This window comes from Rhizobium sp. CFBP 8752 (assembly GCF_014842035.1).
GTDB classification, from domain to species: Bacteria; Pseudomonadota; Alphaproteobacteria; order Rhizobiales; family Rhizobiaceae; genus Neorhizobium; species Neorhizobium soli.
In genome coordinates, this window is the sequence record NZ_JACYUZ010000002.1 from 603,749 (window position 1) to 618,345 (window position 14,597).

Below are 14,597 nucleotides of genomic sequence, written 5' to 3' on the forward strand. Positions count from 1 at the left end.
ATCTCACCAACTATTGTAACCGAGATATTTTCCGCTCATGCGGATCTCAATGCGGTCGCCCTTCGGATTGGCAACCTTCTCCACCACCATGTCAAAATCGATGGCGCTCATGATGCCGTTCCCGCATTTCTCCTGGATGAGTTCTTTCAGGGTCTCGCCGTAAACTCCAACGATCTCGTAGAGCCGGTAGATGCAGGGATCGGTAGGGATATCGCGACCCCAGACCTTGGTCGGGAACTCCGCCAGGACGACAGCACATTCCTGGGGCAGACCGAGATTGCGCACCAGAAGATCGGCCTTCACGCGTGGCAGCGCATTCATTCCAAGGCAGGCCGAGGTAACAAATACCTCGCTCATGCCGATCCCTTCGGCAATCGAGGCCCAGCTCAGGCCGGCCTGCCGCTTCTTCTCGTAGATCATCTCGGTCACGTCTGATTTTGACAGCATCATTGCCTCCTTGGGAATATGCGGGATGGGGGTGTTCACTCGGCCGCTTCCAGCCGTCTCTCCAGGAGGATGGACAATTCGCCGTCCGTGTTGCGCAGCGGCAGTGTCGCGACGGAGCCTTCGTCGGCGCCGAGTGCGCGGCCGCTCTCAAGCGAGATCACCCAGTTGTGCAAGGGGCAGGTCACGGCCTTGCCATGGACGATGCCCTGGGAGAGCGGACCGCCCTTGTGCGGGCAACGGTCCTCGATTGCAAAGACCTCGTTTTCGGCCGTGCGAAACACGGCAACCTTACCCTGCAGCGTCTTTACGCAACGCGCCCCGCGCAGCGGAATGTCGTCTATTCGACCGATCGTCATCCAGTTGCTGTTCATCGCCTCACTCCGCTGCCTGGTTGTAGCTGATGGTCGCCATGGGCTTGAACTCGTGCTTGTCCTTGCCCGAGACACGCTCCGACCAGGGGTCGACCTGGGCGAATGTCTGGGAGAACACGAAACGATCGTAATAGGCACGGCGTTTTTCGGGATCGCCCATGATCTGGCGGCGGATCTCGTCATGGCCGATGCGTTTGGCCCACTTGTAGATGCGCTCAAGGTAACGGCCCTGCTCGCGATACATCTGGGTGAGCGCCACGATATGCTCCAGCGCCTCATCCTCGGTTTTCACCAGACCCAAAACATCCGTGCCCTTGATGTCGAGACCGGCGGCACCGGCGAAATGGATCTCGAAACCGCTGTCGACGCAGATCACTCCGATATCCTTGCAGGTGGCTTCGGCGCAGTTGCGCGGACAGCCGGAGACGGCAAGTTTCAGTTTGGCTGGTGTCCACGAGCCCCACATGAACTTCTCGACGCGGATGCCGAACCCGGTCGAATCCTGCGTGCCGAAGCGGCACCAGTCGGAACCGACGCAGGTTTTTACCGTGCGCAAGCCTTTGGCATAGGCCTGACCCGAGATGAATCCGGCCTTGCCGAGGTCGGCCCAGACGGCCGGCAGATCTTCCTTCTCGATGCCGAGCAAATCGATGCGCTGGCCGCCGGTCACCTTCACCATCGGTATTTCGAACTTGTCGACGACATCGGCGATGGCGCGAAGTTCCGCCGCATTGGTGACGCCGCCCCACATGCGCGGCACGACCGAATAGGTGCCATCCTTCTGGATGTTGGCATGCACACGCTCGTTGATATAGCGCGACTGGTAGTCGTCGGCATATTCGTCCGGCCAGTCGCAGACGAGGTAGTAGTTGAGCGCAGGGCGGCATTTGGCGCAGCCGCAGGAGGTCCTCCACTCCAGTTCCTGCATCACGGCCGGAATGGTCTTCAGGGTCTTCGCCTTGATCAGGCGGCGGACGTCGTCGTGGCCAAGCTCGGTGCAGGTGCACATCGGCGTGACGGCGGCCGGGTTGTAAGCATCGCCCAGCGTCAGCGCCATCAGCTGCTCGACGAGGCCGGTGCAGGAACCGCAGGATGCGGATGCCTTTGTATGGGCGCGGACGTCATCCAGCGAGATCAGACCCTTGCCGGTGATGGTCGTGGTGATCTTGCCCTTGCAGACGCCGTTGCAGCCGCAGATTTCCGCATCATCCGGCAAGGCTGCAACGGCCGCCATAGGGTCCAGCGGAGACCCTCCCTGGTAGGACTGGCCGAATATCAGGGTGTCGCGCATTTGCGAGATGTCGGTCCCGCGTTTCATCAGGTCGAAGAACCAAGAGCCATCCGCCGTTTCGCCGTAGAGTACCGCGCCGATGATGCGATTGTCCTTGAGCACCAGCCGCTTGTAGATGCCGGCGGACGCATCGCGCAGCACGATTTCCTCGCGGTCCGGCGCTTCGGCAAAATCGCCTGCCGAAAACAGGTTGATGCCGGTGACCTTGAGCTTCGTGTTGACGACGGAGCCATGATATTCGCTGGTCCCGCCGATGAGGCGATCAGCGAGAACCCTTGCGGCCTCATAAAGGGGCGCAACGAGCCCATAGCAGATGCCGCGATGTTCGGCGCATTCGCCGAGCGAAAAGACGTTCGGGTCCGAGGTCATCATGCCGTCATCGACGACGATGCCGCGGTTGACGGCGATGCCGGCATCCTTGGCAAGGCTCGAGGCCGGGCGGATGCCGACGGCCATGATCACCATAGCGCCGGTGATGACGCGGCCGTCATCCAGCTCGATACCCTCCACCTTGTCGGTGCCGAGGATCCGCTTGGTATTGGCCTTGGTGATGATGTCGATGCCGCGTTCGGTCAGCGCCTTTTCGAGCAGATAGGCGGCCGGCGGATCGAGCTGACGGTCCATGATGGTCGGGTTGAGGTGAATGACGGTCACCTCCATGCCCTGCCGCTTCAGCCCGTAAGCAGCCTCCAACCCCAGCAGCCCGGCGCCGATGACGATGGCGCGGCCCTTGGCGCCCGCAATCTCGACCATCTTCTCGACATCGGCGAGATCGCGGTAGGCGAGAACGCCGGGCAATTGGTGACCCGGAACCGGGATGATGAACGGGAGAGAACCGGTGGCGATGACAAGCTTGTCATAGGCTGCGGTGATGCCGTTGGCCGAGGTGACCGTCTTCGCCTGGCGGTCGATCTCAGTGACCCTTGCACCCTTGTGCAGTGTCACGCCATGGCTGGCGTACCAATGGTCATTGTGGATGACGATATCGTCGTAGCACTTCTCGCCCGAAAGCACCGGCGAGAGCATGATGCGGTCATAGTTGACGCGCGGTTCGGCGTTAAAGATGGTCACGTCGAAACGACCGGGGGCCCTTTCGAACAGTTCTTCCAGCATGCGACCGGGCGCCATGCCGTTGCCGATGATAACGAGCTTTTCCGTCATGTCGGTTACTCCGCAGCTTCGACGAAGCGGTGACGTTCGTAGAGGAACTTCAGTACAGCTTCGCGGGACTTGAGGTAGGTTCGGTCGGCCGCGAGCGCGATGCGGTCGCGTACCCGCTGGATTGGCACGTCAAGCACTTCACCGATGCGGGCGGCCGGGCCGTTGGTCATCATGACAATGCGGTCGGAGAGCAGCACGGCCTCGTCGACGTCATGGGTGATCATGATCATCGTGTTGCCAAGGCGGGAATGGATCTCCATCACCGCATCCTGCAGATGGGCGCGGGTAAGCGCATCGAGCGCACCGAAAGGTTCGTCGAGCAGGAGGATCTTCGGTTCCATGGCGAGCGCGCGAGCAATCCCGACGCGCTGCTTCATACCGCCGGAAATTTCGGAAGGGCGCTTGTCCTTGGCATGCGCCATCTGGACGAGGTCCAGGTTGCGCATCACCCAGTCATGCTTTTCGGCCCGCGTCTTCCTGCCGGCAAAGACCTTGGAGACCGCAAGATTGACGTTTTCGTAGACGGTCAGCCACGGCAGCAGCGAATGGTTCTGGAAAACGACGGCGCGTTCCGGGCCCGGCGCATTGACCTCTACGTTTTCGAGCAGGACGGCACCGGCGGAAACCCGCGTCAAGCCGGCGATCAGGTTCAGCAGGGTCGACTTGCCACAACCGGAATGGCCTATGATGGAGACGAACTCGCCCTTGTCGATGGTGAGCGAGATGTCCTTCAGCACCTCTGTTGTTGTGCCGGCGCGTTCGAAGTTCTTGTCGACGTGATCGATTTTCAGGTAGGCGCTCATGGCCGTCTCCTCAATTCCTGGCGGTGCCGCGGGTGACGATCGAGCCGAGCAGGCCCACCAGCTTGTCGAGGACGAAGCCGGTCACGCCGATATAGGCGAGCGCCACGATGATGTCGGTGAGGCGCGAGGAATTCCACGCATCCCAGATGAAGAAGCCGATGCCGACGCCGCCGGTCAGCATTTCCGCGGCAACGATGGCGAGCCACGACAGGCCGATGCCGATGCGAAGGCCGGTGAAGATGTAAGGGGCCGCCGCCGGCACCATGATGCGGATGAAGAACTCGAGCTGATTGAGGCGCAGGACCCGGGCGATGTTACGATAGTCATCCGGAATGTTGCGCACGCCGACGGCGGTGTTGATGATCACAGGCCAGATCGAGGTGATGAAGATCACGAAGATCGCCGATGGATTGGAATTCTGGAAGGCGGCGAGCGAGAGCGGCAGCCAGGCGAGTGGTGGAACAGTGCGCAGGATCTGGAAGATCGGGTCGAGGCCGCGCATGGCCCAGACCGACTGCCCGACAAGGGCGCCAAGGAAAACGCCGACCACTGCTGCAAGCCCGAAGCCAATCGCGACACGCTGAAGCGAGATCAGCACGCGCCAGGCAAGACCTATGTCCTGCGGCCCGAAATCGAAGAACGGATGGGCGATCAGGTCATAGCTGTCGATCCAGACCTGTGATGGCGGTGGCAAAGTAGCGCCAGCACCGGAGCAGGCGATCTGCCAGATGGCGAGGAGCACGATCAGCACTACCAGCGGCGGCAATACGTTGCGACAGACGGCAGTGGCGGCATGCCGGATGTTGAGCTTGCGGGCTGGGGGCTGGACCATCATGACAACGGTCGCGCTTTTCTCCGACGCCGCCGGCGTTTTTGGCGTTGTTGCCTGGTCTGACTTGCGGGCTGTTGCAGTCATGGTGATCCCTTCAAGTGATGTTCGTTCTGGACAAGACAGGCCCCCCATGCGCTGCCGCGTAAGGGGCCGCTGCTTCAGGCACTTGCCTTGATCGTCAGGCTCTCCAGATAGGCCTTCGGGTTTTCCGGATCGAAGACCTTGCCGTCGAAGAAGGTCTCTTTTCCACGCGAGCTCGACGCCGGAACGTCGGCGGCAGCGATTCCCAGATCGGCTGCTGCCGCGCGCCAGATGTCTTCGCGGTTGACCTTGTCGACCAGCGCCTTGATGTCGGTGTCGGGTGCGAACTTGCCCCAGCGGATGTTCTCGGTGAGGAACCAGGCGTCGTGGCTCTTGAACGGATAGGAGGCGTGGTCCTTCCAGAACTTCATCTCCAGCCCGGTATTCTCGACAAGGCGCCCGTTGCCGTAGTTGATGGTGCCCTTGAGGCGGCCGGCGACATCCTTCGGCGGCACGTTGAACCACTGGCGCTTGCCAAGAATGGCGGCCATCTCTTCCTTGTTGTCCATGCTGTCGGCCCACATCTGGGCTTCCATGACGGCCATCATCAGCGCACGCGCGGCATTCGGGTTCTTCTCGATCCAGTCTGAGCGAAGCCCGAGCGCTTTTTCCGGATGACCTTTCCACATCTCGCCGGTGGTGCAGGCAGTGAAGCCGATACCCTGGTTGACGAGCTGCTCGTTCCAAGGCTCGCCGACGCAGAAGGCGTCCATGTTGCCGACCTTCATGTTCGCCACCATCTGCGGCGGCGGCACCACGATCGTCGACACGTCCTTGTCCGGATCGATGCCGCCGGCGGCGAGCCAGTAGCGGATCCAGAGATCATGGGTGCCGCCAGGAAAGGTCATGGCGACCTTGATCTCGTTGCCGGCAGCCTTCTTGGCGGCAAACGCCTCCCGCAGCTTGGAAGCATCGAGCTGGACCCCGGTCCCGGCATATTCCTTGGCAACCGAAATGCCTTGGCTGTCGAGGTTGAGGCGGGCAACGATCGACATTGGCACCGGTACGTTGTTCTGGGTCACCTTGCCGGTGGACATGAGATAGGGCAACGGGGTGAGGATATGCGCACCGTCGATGCCGTTGGCGGCACCGCCGAGCACGAGATTGTCGCGCGTCGCGCCCCAGGATGCCTGTTTGAGCACTTCCACATCCGGCAGGCCATGCTTGGCAAACAGGCCCTTTTCCTGTGCAATGATCAGCGGCGCGGCGTCGGTCAGCGCGATGTAGCCGATCTTGAGGCCGCTGACTTCCGGACCTGCCGAGGCGGCGAAGGCGCCGGACGGAAATGCGGCGCGCACAGCACTTGCCAGAGCAACGGCAGAACTGATCTTCAGGATCTGCCGGCGGTTGATGTTCATTCCTGTAGTCTTCGTCATAGCGTTGTGCCCCTCTGGTGTGACGGAGATCCGGAAACAAAAAAACGCCGCGTGCCCGTCTGCCGGGTCCGGGCGATAAGCGCCGGACGGCAAGGGAGCATGCGACGTCGGTGTCGGATGGGTATTTGCGCCTGATCGGGCGCTCATCTGTCCTGCGATCGCCATTGACCGCGGACAGTTAGATACAAGCAAACATCGTGCCAGATCGAAATAAGGCCATCAACGGGAACGATTAGTTTGCATTTACGGACAGTTGCCGAACGCGTAGCCGATTGCAGGGCAAGCGGCGCTGCACGTTATGAAGCCTGACTTTCGATGCAGATGCCTCAGCTTTGCGCACCGCGCGCGATTACGCTTCGGTCACGTCGTCGCCTGATGACGTCGAGCGAACCGCAAAATGCTCCGCATAGGCCTGCACATCACGAGGGTCGAAAATCTCCCCGTCCATGAAGCCATCATATCCCGATGCACTTCGTTCGCCCGGCTCATCCGGGGTGGCCGCGTTTGCACCCAGCGCCATCTCGTAGAGGTCGGGCCGGAAGGCGCTCGTGACCCGTGCCATGCCTTCTTCGCTGAAATCAGCCTGCCCCCAGCGGATCATCTGGCTGTAGATCCAGCTTGCCTGGTCCGGCCGCGGATAGTTTGCCGCCTTGCCGTGGTAGAGAAAGTAGTCGGGAACGACCCGCGTCGTGCCCTGCGCATCCAGACTGAATTCGCCGCTGAGGACACTGCGGATAATGCTCGTCGGCGCCGCGATATAATCGGGGGCGCTGAGGATCTCTGCGAGTTCGTTGTGATTCTGGGCGTCGTCGCACCACCGCGCTGCCCTGTCGAGCGCAACGATGAGGCGCGACACCGTATCGGCATTGGTCTCAGCCCATTCCGGCCGCATGCCCAACACTTTCTCCGGCGCCAGAGGCCATATGTCCTGCTTGGCCGCGACGATCCTGCCAGTCCCGCGTTCAGAGGCGATCATGTTCCAGGGCGCACCGACGCAAAATCCATCGATCGCGCCTGCCGAAAGCGCATCGGATGTCAGCGGCGGCGGCACCACGACCAGCTTGACGTCGCGGTCCGGATTGATGCCGCCAGCTGCCAGCCAGTAGCGGAACTCGTAATTGTGCGAGGAAAACGGATAGGTCATGCCAAGCGTCGGCATGGCTTCGCCGCGGGCGCGCATGTCGGCGAGTAGAGCCGCGAGAGCCTTCGCATTGGCAAGCGCGCCCGCATCATCGGCAAGCCCCGTCAACGACTTCATCCGCTCGAAGATCCGCGCCGACAGCGTGATGGCATTGCCGCCGCGGCCAAGCGAAAAGGGTGTGATCGTCGGCGAAGGATTGGATCCTAGGCCCAGCATGGAGGCGACCGGCATCGGCGACAGCATATGGGCAATGTCGAACTGACGAAACGCCAGCCGGTCCCGCACATTGGCCCAGGTGACATCCCGTACCAGTTCGAGACGTAGTCCCTCCCTTTCCGCAAAGCCGAGTTCGGTTGCAACGATCAGGATCGCTGCATCCATCAAAGGGATGTATCCCGCGCGCAGAAGCCTCTGCTCCTTGCCGCGGACACGCGACGGCGCTTTGATGGCGCTGTCGCCAGATTGCGTGGAAACACGATCACTCACCAGCATTCTCCGATCGATGCCGCGCTCAAAGCAGCATTCCTGCAGCCGTGACGACGCTTTGCGCGATGTCTGCCAGCTTCTTCTTCTCGTTCATCGCCGTCTGGCGTAGCAGCGCGTATGCCTGTTCTTCGCTCATCCCCCGCATCCTTATCAAAATGCCCTTGGCCCGCTCGATGACCTTGCGCTCCTCAAGCGCACTGCGTGCCTCGGCGAGTTCGCGCTGCAGCCGGCTGAAGGCATTGAAGCGGCTCACCGCCATATCGAGGATCGGCTTGATCCTCTCCTTCTTCAGCCCGTCGACCACATAGGCGGAAACCCCGGCATCAACAGCAGCCTCGATCGCCGCCGTATCGGATCTGTCCACGAACATGGCAATTGGCCGCGAAATCATGCGGGTGAGCTGGAACATGTGCTCCATCATGTCACGATTTGGATTTTCGATATCAATGATGATGACATCCGGATCCATCGTCTCGATCAGCCGCGCCACGCCCTGCATTTCGTGGATGACCCTGACATTCAGGTGCCCTGCCTCGTTCAAACCCTCTTCGATGATCGAACCCCGGATGGCGTTCTCGTCGATGACCAGGATCGTCAGGTCGGTGGTGATTTTTGATCTGCTCATGCCGGGGCAACAGAGCAATGGCATGCGAGATGCAAGCGACCCACGCTTGACGCAGCCCCCCGACCCCGGAGCAAAGACGCACTCCTGTTGCTCACGACGATCAGGGTTTGCCTTACTTCGAGATCGCGTACGGCAATAACCGGCAACACAAGTGCTTTGGTCCTATCATGGCGCAAAAATGCGCTGATCGCTCTCATTCCGATGCAGCTCAGCGCAATCACGGTGCATTGGATGGGCGCGTAAACTGCCAATGACGTCTCCCGGCTCACTATCTCCCGGTCACACGCAATTCTTAGGCCATGTGTCTAGTTGGAGTGATGGGACAGAGAACTAGCTGGGCAAAACCGTGGCTGGCCTAGGAAACGTCGCAATTCCCTCTCGCAGGCGAACGCTGGTGGCAGCAATGCCACCAGCACAAATTAAAGTGCAGCACTCGAAGGAATCGGACCAACGAGGTCGCTAGTAATTCTTCTTACCCTCTAGGTTTGCAAAGATTCTATGGTGTAAAACGGGTTGTGTGGCGCTTCTAGGTAAGTATTCGCACCCGGCGTGCCAGCCTGAAAACGAGTTCGCGACAAATCAGCAACTAGCTGATCGATACACGGTGTTCGAGCGACTTACCCGGTATCGCCGCCAGCAGAAGCTGCGTGTAGGAATTCTGCGGATTGCCAAGCAACTCTCGGGTCGGTCGCATTTCCACGATCTCTCCGCGCTGCATGACTGCAATGCGGTCACAGACCTGGGCTGCAACATGCAGGTCGTGGGTGATGAACAGCATCGCCAGATCTAGCTTGCCCTTCAGTTCCTCGAGAAGCTCCAGAACCTGTTTCTGGATCGTGACATCCAGCGCCGAGACGGATTCGTCGGCGATCAGCACGTCCGGCTTTAGCGCAAGCGCTCTTGCCAACCCGATACGCTGCCGCTGGCCGCCTGAAAATTCGTGCGGAAGGCGATCGATAGCACGGGCATCGAGCCCAACGAGTTTCAGGAGATCAACTGCCTGCTGCAGAGCTTCGCCTTTCGGCACGCCATGGGCAATCGGACCGTCAGCGATGCTGAGGCCCACCTTGCGACGCGGATTGAGCGAGGCAAAGGGATCCTGGAACACCATCTGGATGCGTTTGCGCGCATGGCGCAGGCCACGTGCCGGAAGCGCACCGAAATCGTCACCTCCCAGCATGATCGTGCCACTGTCCGGTTCGACAAGTCTTGTGACGAGCCTCGCCACCGTCGATTTTCCCGAACCGGATTCACCGATGATGCCAAGTGTCTCGCCGCGCCGGATCTCGAAGCTGACATCCTTCACCGCGTGCACAATGCGCTTCGGTTTGAACAGGCTGCCGCCTGTCACGTAGGTCTTGCGCAGGTTGGCAACCGAGATCGCGATGGTCTTGTCATCCACCTCGGCACGAACCGACGGAACGCCGTTCGGAACGGCCGCAAGAAGGGCTTTCGTGTATTCGTGGGTTGGTCGGCGCAGCACGTCGTCTGCTGTGCCCTGCTCTACGACGATGCCCTTTTGGAGAACCAGCACTTCGTCTGCAATATCGGCCACGACCCCGAAATCGTGGGTGATGAAGATCACCGACATGCCGCGCCGTCGCTGGATGTCGCGGATCAGCGCAAGAATCTGCGCCTGCGTGGTAACATCGAGAGCGGTCGTCGGCTCGTCTGCAATCAATACGACGGGCTCGAGCGCCAGGGACATGGCGATCATCGCACGTTGACGCTGACCGCCGGAAAGCTGGTGCGGAAAGCTCTGGATGATACGCTCGGGATCAGGCAGGCCGACTTCTGTCGCGAGTTTTACCGCCTGCGCACGGCGCTCCTCGGGTGTCAGCAGCCCATGGGCCTCGAACACTTCTGCGATTTGGTCGACGATCCGCATCGACGGATTGAGCGCCGTCATCGGTTCCTGGAAGATCATGCCGATCTGGCTGCCGCGCAGGGTACGCAGGCTCTCTTCGTCGACCTTTAGGAGATCGCGGCCGCCGAACAGGATCTCTCCGCCGGCAACGCGGATTGCCTTCGGCAGAAGGCCCATCACGGTCTGGGCACAAAGCGATTTTCCCGACCCGGATTCCCCAACAATGCAGAGAATTTTCCGTTCATCGAGATGGAAGGTCAGATCGTCGAGCGCATATTCGCGGTCTCCGCCTTCCGGAAGCGCGAGCCGGAGATTTTTGACCGTCAGGATTGGAGATGACATGCTGATTACCTCAATAGCCGAGCGCCATGCCGTCCTTGCGGTGGTCGGATGCCCCCAGAAGAACGCCGCGCTTGTAGTCGATCATGATTGCCTGGCAACCTCCGATGGGCTCGTCCGCCCATTCGGTCACGTGACCACGCCGTTCTAGATCCGCTTTCACGTCCGGCGAAATAGTCGGCTCGAGGCTCAGCTTGCCGTTGTGACAAAAGCTGCGCGGCTGATCGCTCGCCTGCTGTGGATCGAGATCGCGGTCGAGGATCTGGCTGAGAAGGTGGGCGTGTCCCGTCGCCTGATACTGGCCGCCCATCACCCCGAAGGCCATGCGGGTGCGTCCGTTTTCGGCAAGTTGCGCCGGAATGATCGTATGGAAGGGTAGCTTGCCGGGGCCGATCGCGTTCGGATGGCCGTGCCTGACGACGAAGCCGGCACCGCGGTTCTGCAAAAGCACACCCGATTTCGGTGCATAGATGCCGCTGCCGAAGGCGAAGAACACCGAGTTGATCAGTGACATGGCATTGCCGTCGCGATCGACCACGGAGACGTAGACGGTGTCCTTGTGCTCGGGACCTTCCCATATGCCGGGTGCTGTTGCCTTTTCCAGACTGATCTTCGCCCGCATCGCCTCGATCGACCGGTCGGACAAAAGTGCTGCGATATCAAAGGTAATATGCTGCGGATCGGCGATCAGCGCGTCGCGCCTCGCATAAGCAGCCTTGGTGGCTTCCGCGAGAAGATGAATGCGGTCCGCTTCCGAGAGGGTTGGATCGCGAAGATCGAAGCCGTCGAGAATGCGGGCGATCAGAAGCGCTGCCAGCCCCTGGCCATTCGGCGGGCATTCGAGAAGATCCATGCCACGAAAAGAAGCGCTGATCGGACCGGTTTCGAAAGCACGGTAGGATGAAAAGTCGCCCTCCTCGTGCAGTCCGCCGAGCGACTTCAGCAGCGTGGTGATCTCCTCGGCGACCGGCCCGGCATAGAAAGCGTCGCGACCTTCACTGGCAATGCGACGCAATGTAGCTGCAAGCGCCGGGTTGGTCATCCGCTCGCCGGTCCTCGGTGCCCGACCACCTGGGAGGAAATAGGCGGCGGCATCCGGATATTTCTGCACCCGGCTGGCGTAGCGTACCCAGTCGAGTTCGACGCGCGGCGTGATGCAATAGCCTTTTTCCGCAGCCTCGATAGCCGGCGCGAGCACCCGGCCCATATCCCGCCCGCCATAGGTCGCAACGAGATGGCACCACGCATCGACGGCGCCCGGCACGGTCACCGCGTGTGGGCTGTCATCGGCAATGGTCGTGATGCCGTTTTGCAGGAAGTAATCGAGGGTCGCTGCCCCCGGCGCACGCCCTGAGCCGTTGAGCGCAATCGTCTTGCCACCAGCCGGCGTATAGAGCGCGAAGCAATCGCCACCGACTCCCGTCATATGCGGGTCGATCACCGATTGTAGGGCGATAGCGGCCACCGCCGCATCGACGGCATTGCCGCCGGCGCGCAGTATGTCCACCGCAGCAAGGGTTGCCTGCGGATGCGAGGTTGCCGCCATACCGCGGTCTGAAATTGCCACCGACCGGCCGGGCTTAAAGAAGTCACGTTGCTGCATGGACATTCCCCGTCATACTCAATTGCTGGATGTCCAGCTGGGCGGCTGCTGCTTCGTCGCAGAATACAGTGACCGTAGCGTGCCGTTGCAGAGCCGAAGCCGGACAATCGAGGCAGACCTGCCCCTGCAACGCTGCCGCCAGGGCTTCGGCTTTCGCCGCCCCCGTCGCAAGCAGCACGATCTCACGTGCCTCGAGAATGGTGCCGATGCCCATCGTCAGCGCGGTTTCCGGCGGATCTTCGCCGTCTGGAAAATCCGGACGGTTGGCATCGATGGTCGATTGCGCAAGCCGAACCCTTCGCGTCCGGCTGTCATGTGCCGAGCCCGGCTCGTTGAAACCGATATGACCGTTGCGGCCGATGCCGAGCAACTGCAAGTCGATCCCGCCATTGTCTGAGATCATCTGTTCATAGGCCTTCGCGGCCGCGTCGAGATCAGTGGCGGTGCCATCGGGAATGTGCGTTCGGGACACGTCGACATCGACATGATCGAAGAGCAGCTCGCGCATGTAATAGGCGAAGCTCGCAGAATGATCCCGGCCGAGACCCGCATATTCGTCGAGATTGAAGCAGCGCGTCTCTCGCCACGAAACCGTCTCGGTTTGACCGATCAACGTCCTGTACACCGTTCGTGGCGTTGCACCAGTTGCAAGCCCCAGCGTCAGAGCAGGCATCGCAGCAATCCGCTCCAGTATCAGAGAAGCCACAGCCTCGGACGCAAGCTCGGGGGTCTGATAGATCCGGATTGTGGGGCGGTGAAGGTCCCGTGGCATCGAGTTCATAAAGCACCTTCCAGGGACTTCGGAGTAACCGGCTCGACCCCGCGCAGAGGGAGGCCGAACAGAGCTTGGTAAAACCCCTCCTGCGCAATTGCGACGGCGCCAAGAATGCCAGCCCGGTTTCCGAGCGAGCTGATGACGCAGGCGGGCGGCACGGGCATGCAGCGCGTGAGATGGTACTCCACCCGATCGATCAATTCCGCACGGGAGCCAACGCTGCCTCCAAAAATCACCCGCTGCGGATCCAGCACGGCGGCAATCGCCGCAATGGCAACGGCAACGGTGCGGCCCACTTCGTCTATGACTGTCTGGGAAGCCCCGTCTTGTCGCGAAAAGATTTCGCGAACCGTCAAACCTTCGACGCCACTGTTTCCGGCATACCGCGACCGGATCGCGGCGCTGCCGACAGATGTTTCAAGCACGCCGGAACCGAACGCAGAGGAATTGAAGGGGTCGCCGCCGATCGGCAGGGTCGAGATCTCGCCAGCTGCGCCACGGGCACCACGAATGAGCCGCTTCTCGCTGATGATACCCATCCCGATCCCGGTTCCGAGCGCCACGAAGACGAAATTATCGATATCCTGCCCTTCGCCGAGGACCTGCTCGCCCTTGGCCGCGACATTGACATCGTTTTCGAGAACCATCGGAAAGCCGAGGCGCCCGGTCAGCGCCGCCTCGAAATCGAAATCGGTCATGCCGGCGATATTCGGCATCATGGTGATACGACGGGTCTTTGGGTCCACCGCACCAGGAATGCCGACCGCGCCCATCCGCACGAGCTGCGGTGCGATCCCCGCCTTGGTCGTCATAGTGTCCAGCAGTACCGCCAGCTGTTCGACGAGATGCATTCCGCCGCGGGTGTCTGTCGCCTCCAGGATTTCTTCCACGACAGTACCAGAAAGATCCGCGATCGATGCATGGACCTTGGTCCCGCCAATGTCGACACCGAGGAGAAAAGCCTTGCCGGGATCGAGCTCGTAGTTGACTGCGCTGCGCCCGACGCCGCCTTGTGTGCGTCCCGTCTCACGAACCCAACCGTCGACCTCGAGATCGCGCACGATCTCGGACATCGCCTGCTTCGACAGTCCGGTGACGCGGGCAAGCTCGGCGCGTGAAATCGGTGAACTATCTATGATCGTACGGAGCACGGTACGCGAGGTGATTTGTCGCGTTAGGGGCGCCAATCCAGAAATATCGGTCATGATCTCATTCAATTCGTCATCTTTGCGGACTAAGTTAACTGGCGGGGTATGTCTGTCAATCGAAATAAGGCTAAAATCGATTGAACTTCATGCAATTTGTGAAGGAAGGAAATTATTTAGTCATCCTTCTTTACAATAGGGATGTTCCTGTGCATCACTGATCGACGTACAAAAACTGGGCGAAACGCGCTCTT

General features: G+C 60.7%; 12 protein-coding genes. All 12 read right to left on the reverse strand.

Translation table 11 applies throughout. The features are described 5' to 3' along the window. Positions 1-3: 3 nt before the first annotated feature. The 12 genes from cynS to IFT59_RS15955 all read right to left on the reverse strand — a co-directional run bounded on the left by cynS (position 4) and on the right by IFT59_RS15955 (position 14,403). On the reverse strand, positions 4-447 hold the full coding sequence (cynS, locus tag IFT59_RS15900) for a cyanase (RefSeq protein ID WP_192087476.1): 444 nt from the start codon (positions 445-447) through the stop codon (positions 4-6). A 35-nt stretch (positions 448-482) separates the two neighbouring features. Beyond that, positions 483-818, reverse strand: coding sequence for a nitrite reductase small subunit NirD (nirD, locus tag IFT59_RS15905; protein WP_192087477.1), 336 nt, complete (start codon positions 816-818; stop codon positions 483-485). A 4-nt stretch (positions 819-822) separates the two neighbouring features. Further along, positions 823-3,270, reverse strand: coding sequence for a nitrite reductase large subunit NirB (gene nirB, locus IFT59_RS15910; protein ID WP_192087478.1), 2,448 nt, complete (start codon positions 3,268-3,270; stop codon positions 823-825). Between the two features lie 5 nt (positions 3,271-3,275). After that, positions 3,276-4,073, reverse strand: a complete 798-nt coding sequence (locus IFT59_RS15915; protein ID WP_192087479.1) for an ABC transporter ATP-binding protein — start codon at positions 4,071-4,073, stop codon at positions 3,276-3,278. A gap of 10 nt (positions 4,074-4,083) precedes the next feature. After that, positions 4,084-4,989 (reverse strand): nitrate ABC transporter permease, encoded by a 906-nt coding sequence (gene ntrB, locus IFT59_RS15920; protein WP_113110450.1) that lies wholly within the window; start codon positions 4,987-4,989, stop codon positions 4,084-4,086. 74 nt (positions 4,990-5,063) lie between these two features. Next, entirely contained in the window at positions 5,064-6,362 is a 1,299-nt protein-coding gene (locus IFT59_RS15925; RefSeq protein ID WP_113110449.1) for a CmpA/NrtA family ABC transporter substrate-binding protein, read from the reverse strand. A 349-nt stretch (positions 6,363-6,711) separates the two neighbouring features. After that, positions 6,712-7,995 (reverse strand): CmpA/NrtA family ABC transporter substrate-binding protein, encoded by a 1,284-nt coding sequence (locus IFT59_RS15930; protein WP_192087480.1) that lies wholly within the window; start codon positions 7,993-7,995, stop codon positions 6,712-6,714. Between the two features lie 19 nt (positions 7,996-8,014). Beyond that, positions 8,015-8,614: an ANTAR domain-containing response regulator gene (locus tag IFT59_RS15935; RefSeq protein ID WP_192087481.1), complete on the reverse strand. Its 600-nt coding sequence runs from the start codon at positions 8,612-8,614 to the stop codon at positions 8,015-8,017. Between the two features lie 586 nt (positions 8,615-9,200). Beyond that, positions 9,201-10,823 (reverse strand): dipeptide ABC transporter ATP-binding protein, encoded by a 1,623-nt coding sequence (locus IFT59_RS15940; RefSeq protein WP_192087482.1) that lies wholly within the window; start codon positions 10,821-10,823, stop codon positions 9,201-9,203. A gap of 10 nt (positions 10,824-10,833) precedes the next feature. Then, a complete protein-coding gene (ggt, locus tag IFT59_RS15945) occupies positions 10,834-12,423 on the reverse strand; it encodes a gamma-glutamyltransferase (protein WP_192087483.1) in 1,590 nt (529 codons plus the stop codon). Continuing rightward, the gene (gene nagB, locus IFT59_RS15950; protein WP_249407612.1) at positions 12,410-13,204 is read right to left on the reverse strand and encodes a glucosamine-6-phosphate deaminase; all 795 of its coding nucleotides are present in this window, start codon (positions 13,202-13,204) and stop codon (positions 12,410-12,412) included. Before nagB ends, ggt begins: the two co-directional genes overlap by 14 nt. Then, the gene (locus IFT59_RS15955; RefSeq protein ID WP_192087484.1) at positions 13,201-14,403 is read right to left on the reverse strand and encodes an ROK family transcriptional regulator; all 1,203 of its coding nucleotides are present in this window, start codon (positions 14,401-14,403) and stop codon (positions 13,201-13,203) included. Before IFT59_RS15955 ends, nagB begins: the two co-directional genes overlap by 4 nt. Positions 14,404-14,597 lie beyond the last annotated feature (194 nt).

Excerpts from the sequence above, each read along its gene's own strand:
- cynS (WP_192087476.1), bottom strand. The coding sequence starts at position 447 with ATGCTGTCAAAATCAGACGTGACCGAGATGATCTACGAGAAGAAGCGG.
- nirD (WP_192087477.1), bottom strand. The coding sequence starts at position 818 with ATGAACAGCAACTGGATGACGATCGGTCGAATAGACGACATTCCGCTG.
- nirB (WP_192087478.1), bottom strand. The coding sequence starts at position 3,270 with ATGACGGAAAAGCTCGTTATCATCGGCAACGGCATGGCGCCCGGTCGC.
- IFT59_RS15915 (WP_192087479.1), bottom strand. The coding sequence starts at position 4,073 with ATGAGCGCCTACCTGAAAATCGATCACGTCGACAAGAACTTCGAACGC.
- ntrB (WP_113110450.1), bottom strand. The coding sequence starts at position 4,989 with ATGACTGCAACAGCCCGCAAGTCAGACCAGGCAACAACGCCAAAAACG.
- IFT59_RS15925 (WP_113110449.1), bottom strand. The coding sequence starts at position 6,362 with ATGACGAAGACTACAGGAATGAACATCAACCGCCGGCAGATCCTGAAG.
- IFT59_RS15930 (WP_192087480.1), bottom strand. The coding sequence starts at position 7,995 with ATGCTGGTGAGTGATCGTGTTTCCACGCAATCTGGCGACAGCGCCATC.
- IFT59_RS15935 (WP_192087481.1), bottom strand. The coding sequence starts at position 8,614 with ATGAGCAGATCAAAAATCACCACCGACCTGACGATCCTGGTCATCGAC.
- IFT59_RS15940 (WP_192087482.1), bottom strand. The coding sequence starts at position 10,823 with ATGTCATCTCCAATCCTGACGGTCAAAAATCTCCGGCTCGCGCTTCCG.
- ggt (WP_192087483.1), bottom strand. The coding sequence starts at position 12,423 with ATGCAGCAACGTGACTTCTTTAAGCCCGGCCGGTCGGTGGCAATTTCA.
- nagB (WP_249407612.1), bottom strand. The coding sequence starts at position 13,204 with ATGAACTCGATGCCACGGGACCTTCACCGCCCCACAATCCGGATCTAT.
- IFT59_RS15955 (WP_192087484.1), bottom strand. The coding sequence starts at position 14,403 with ATGACCGATATTTCTGGATTGGCGCCCCTAACGCGACAAATCACCTCG.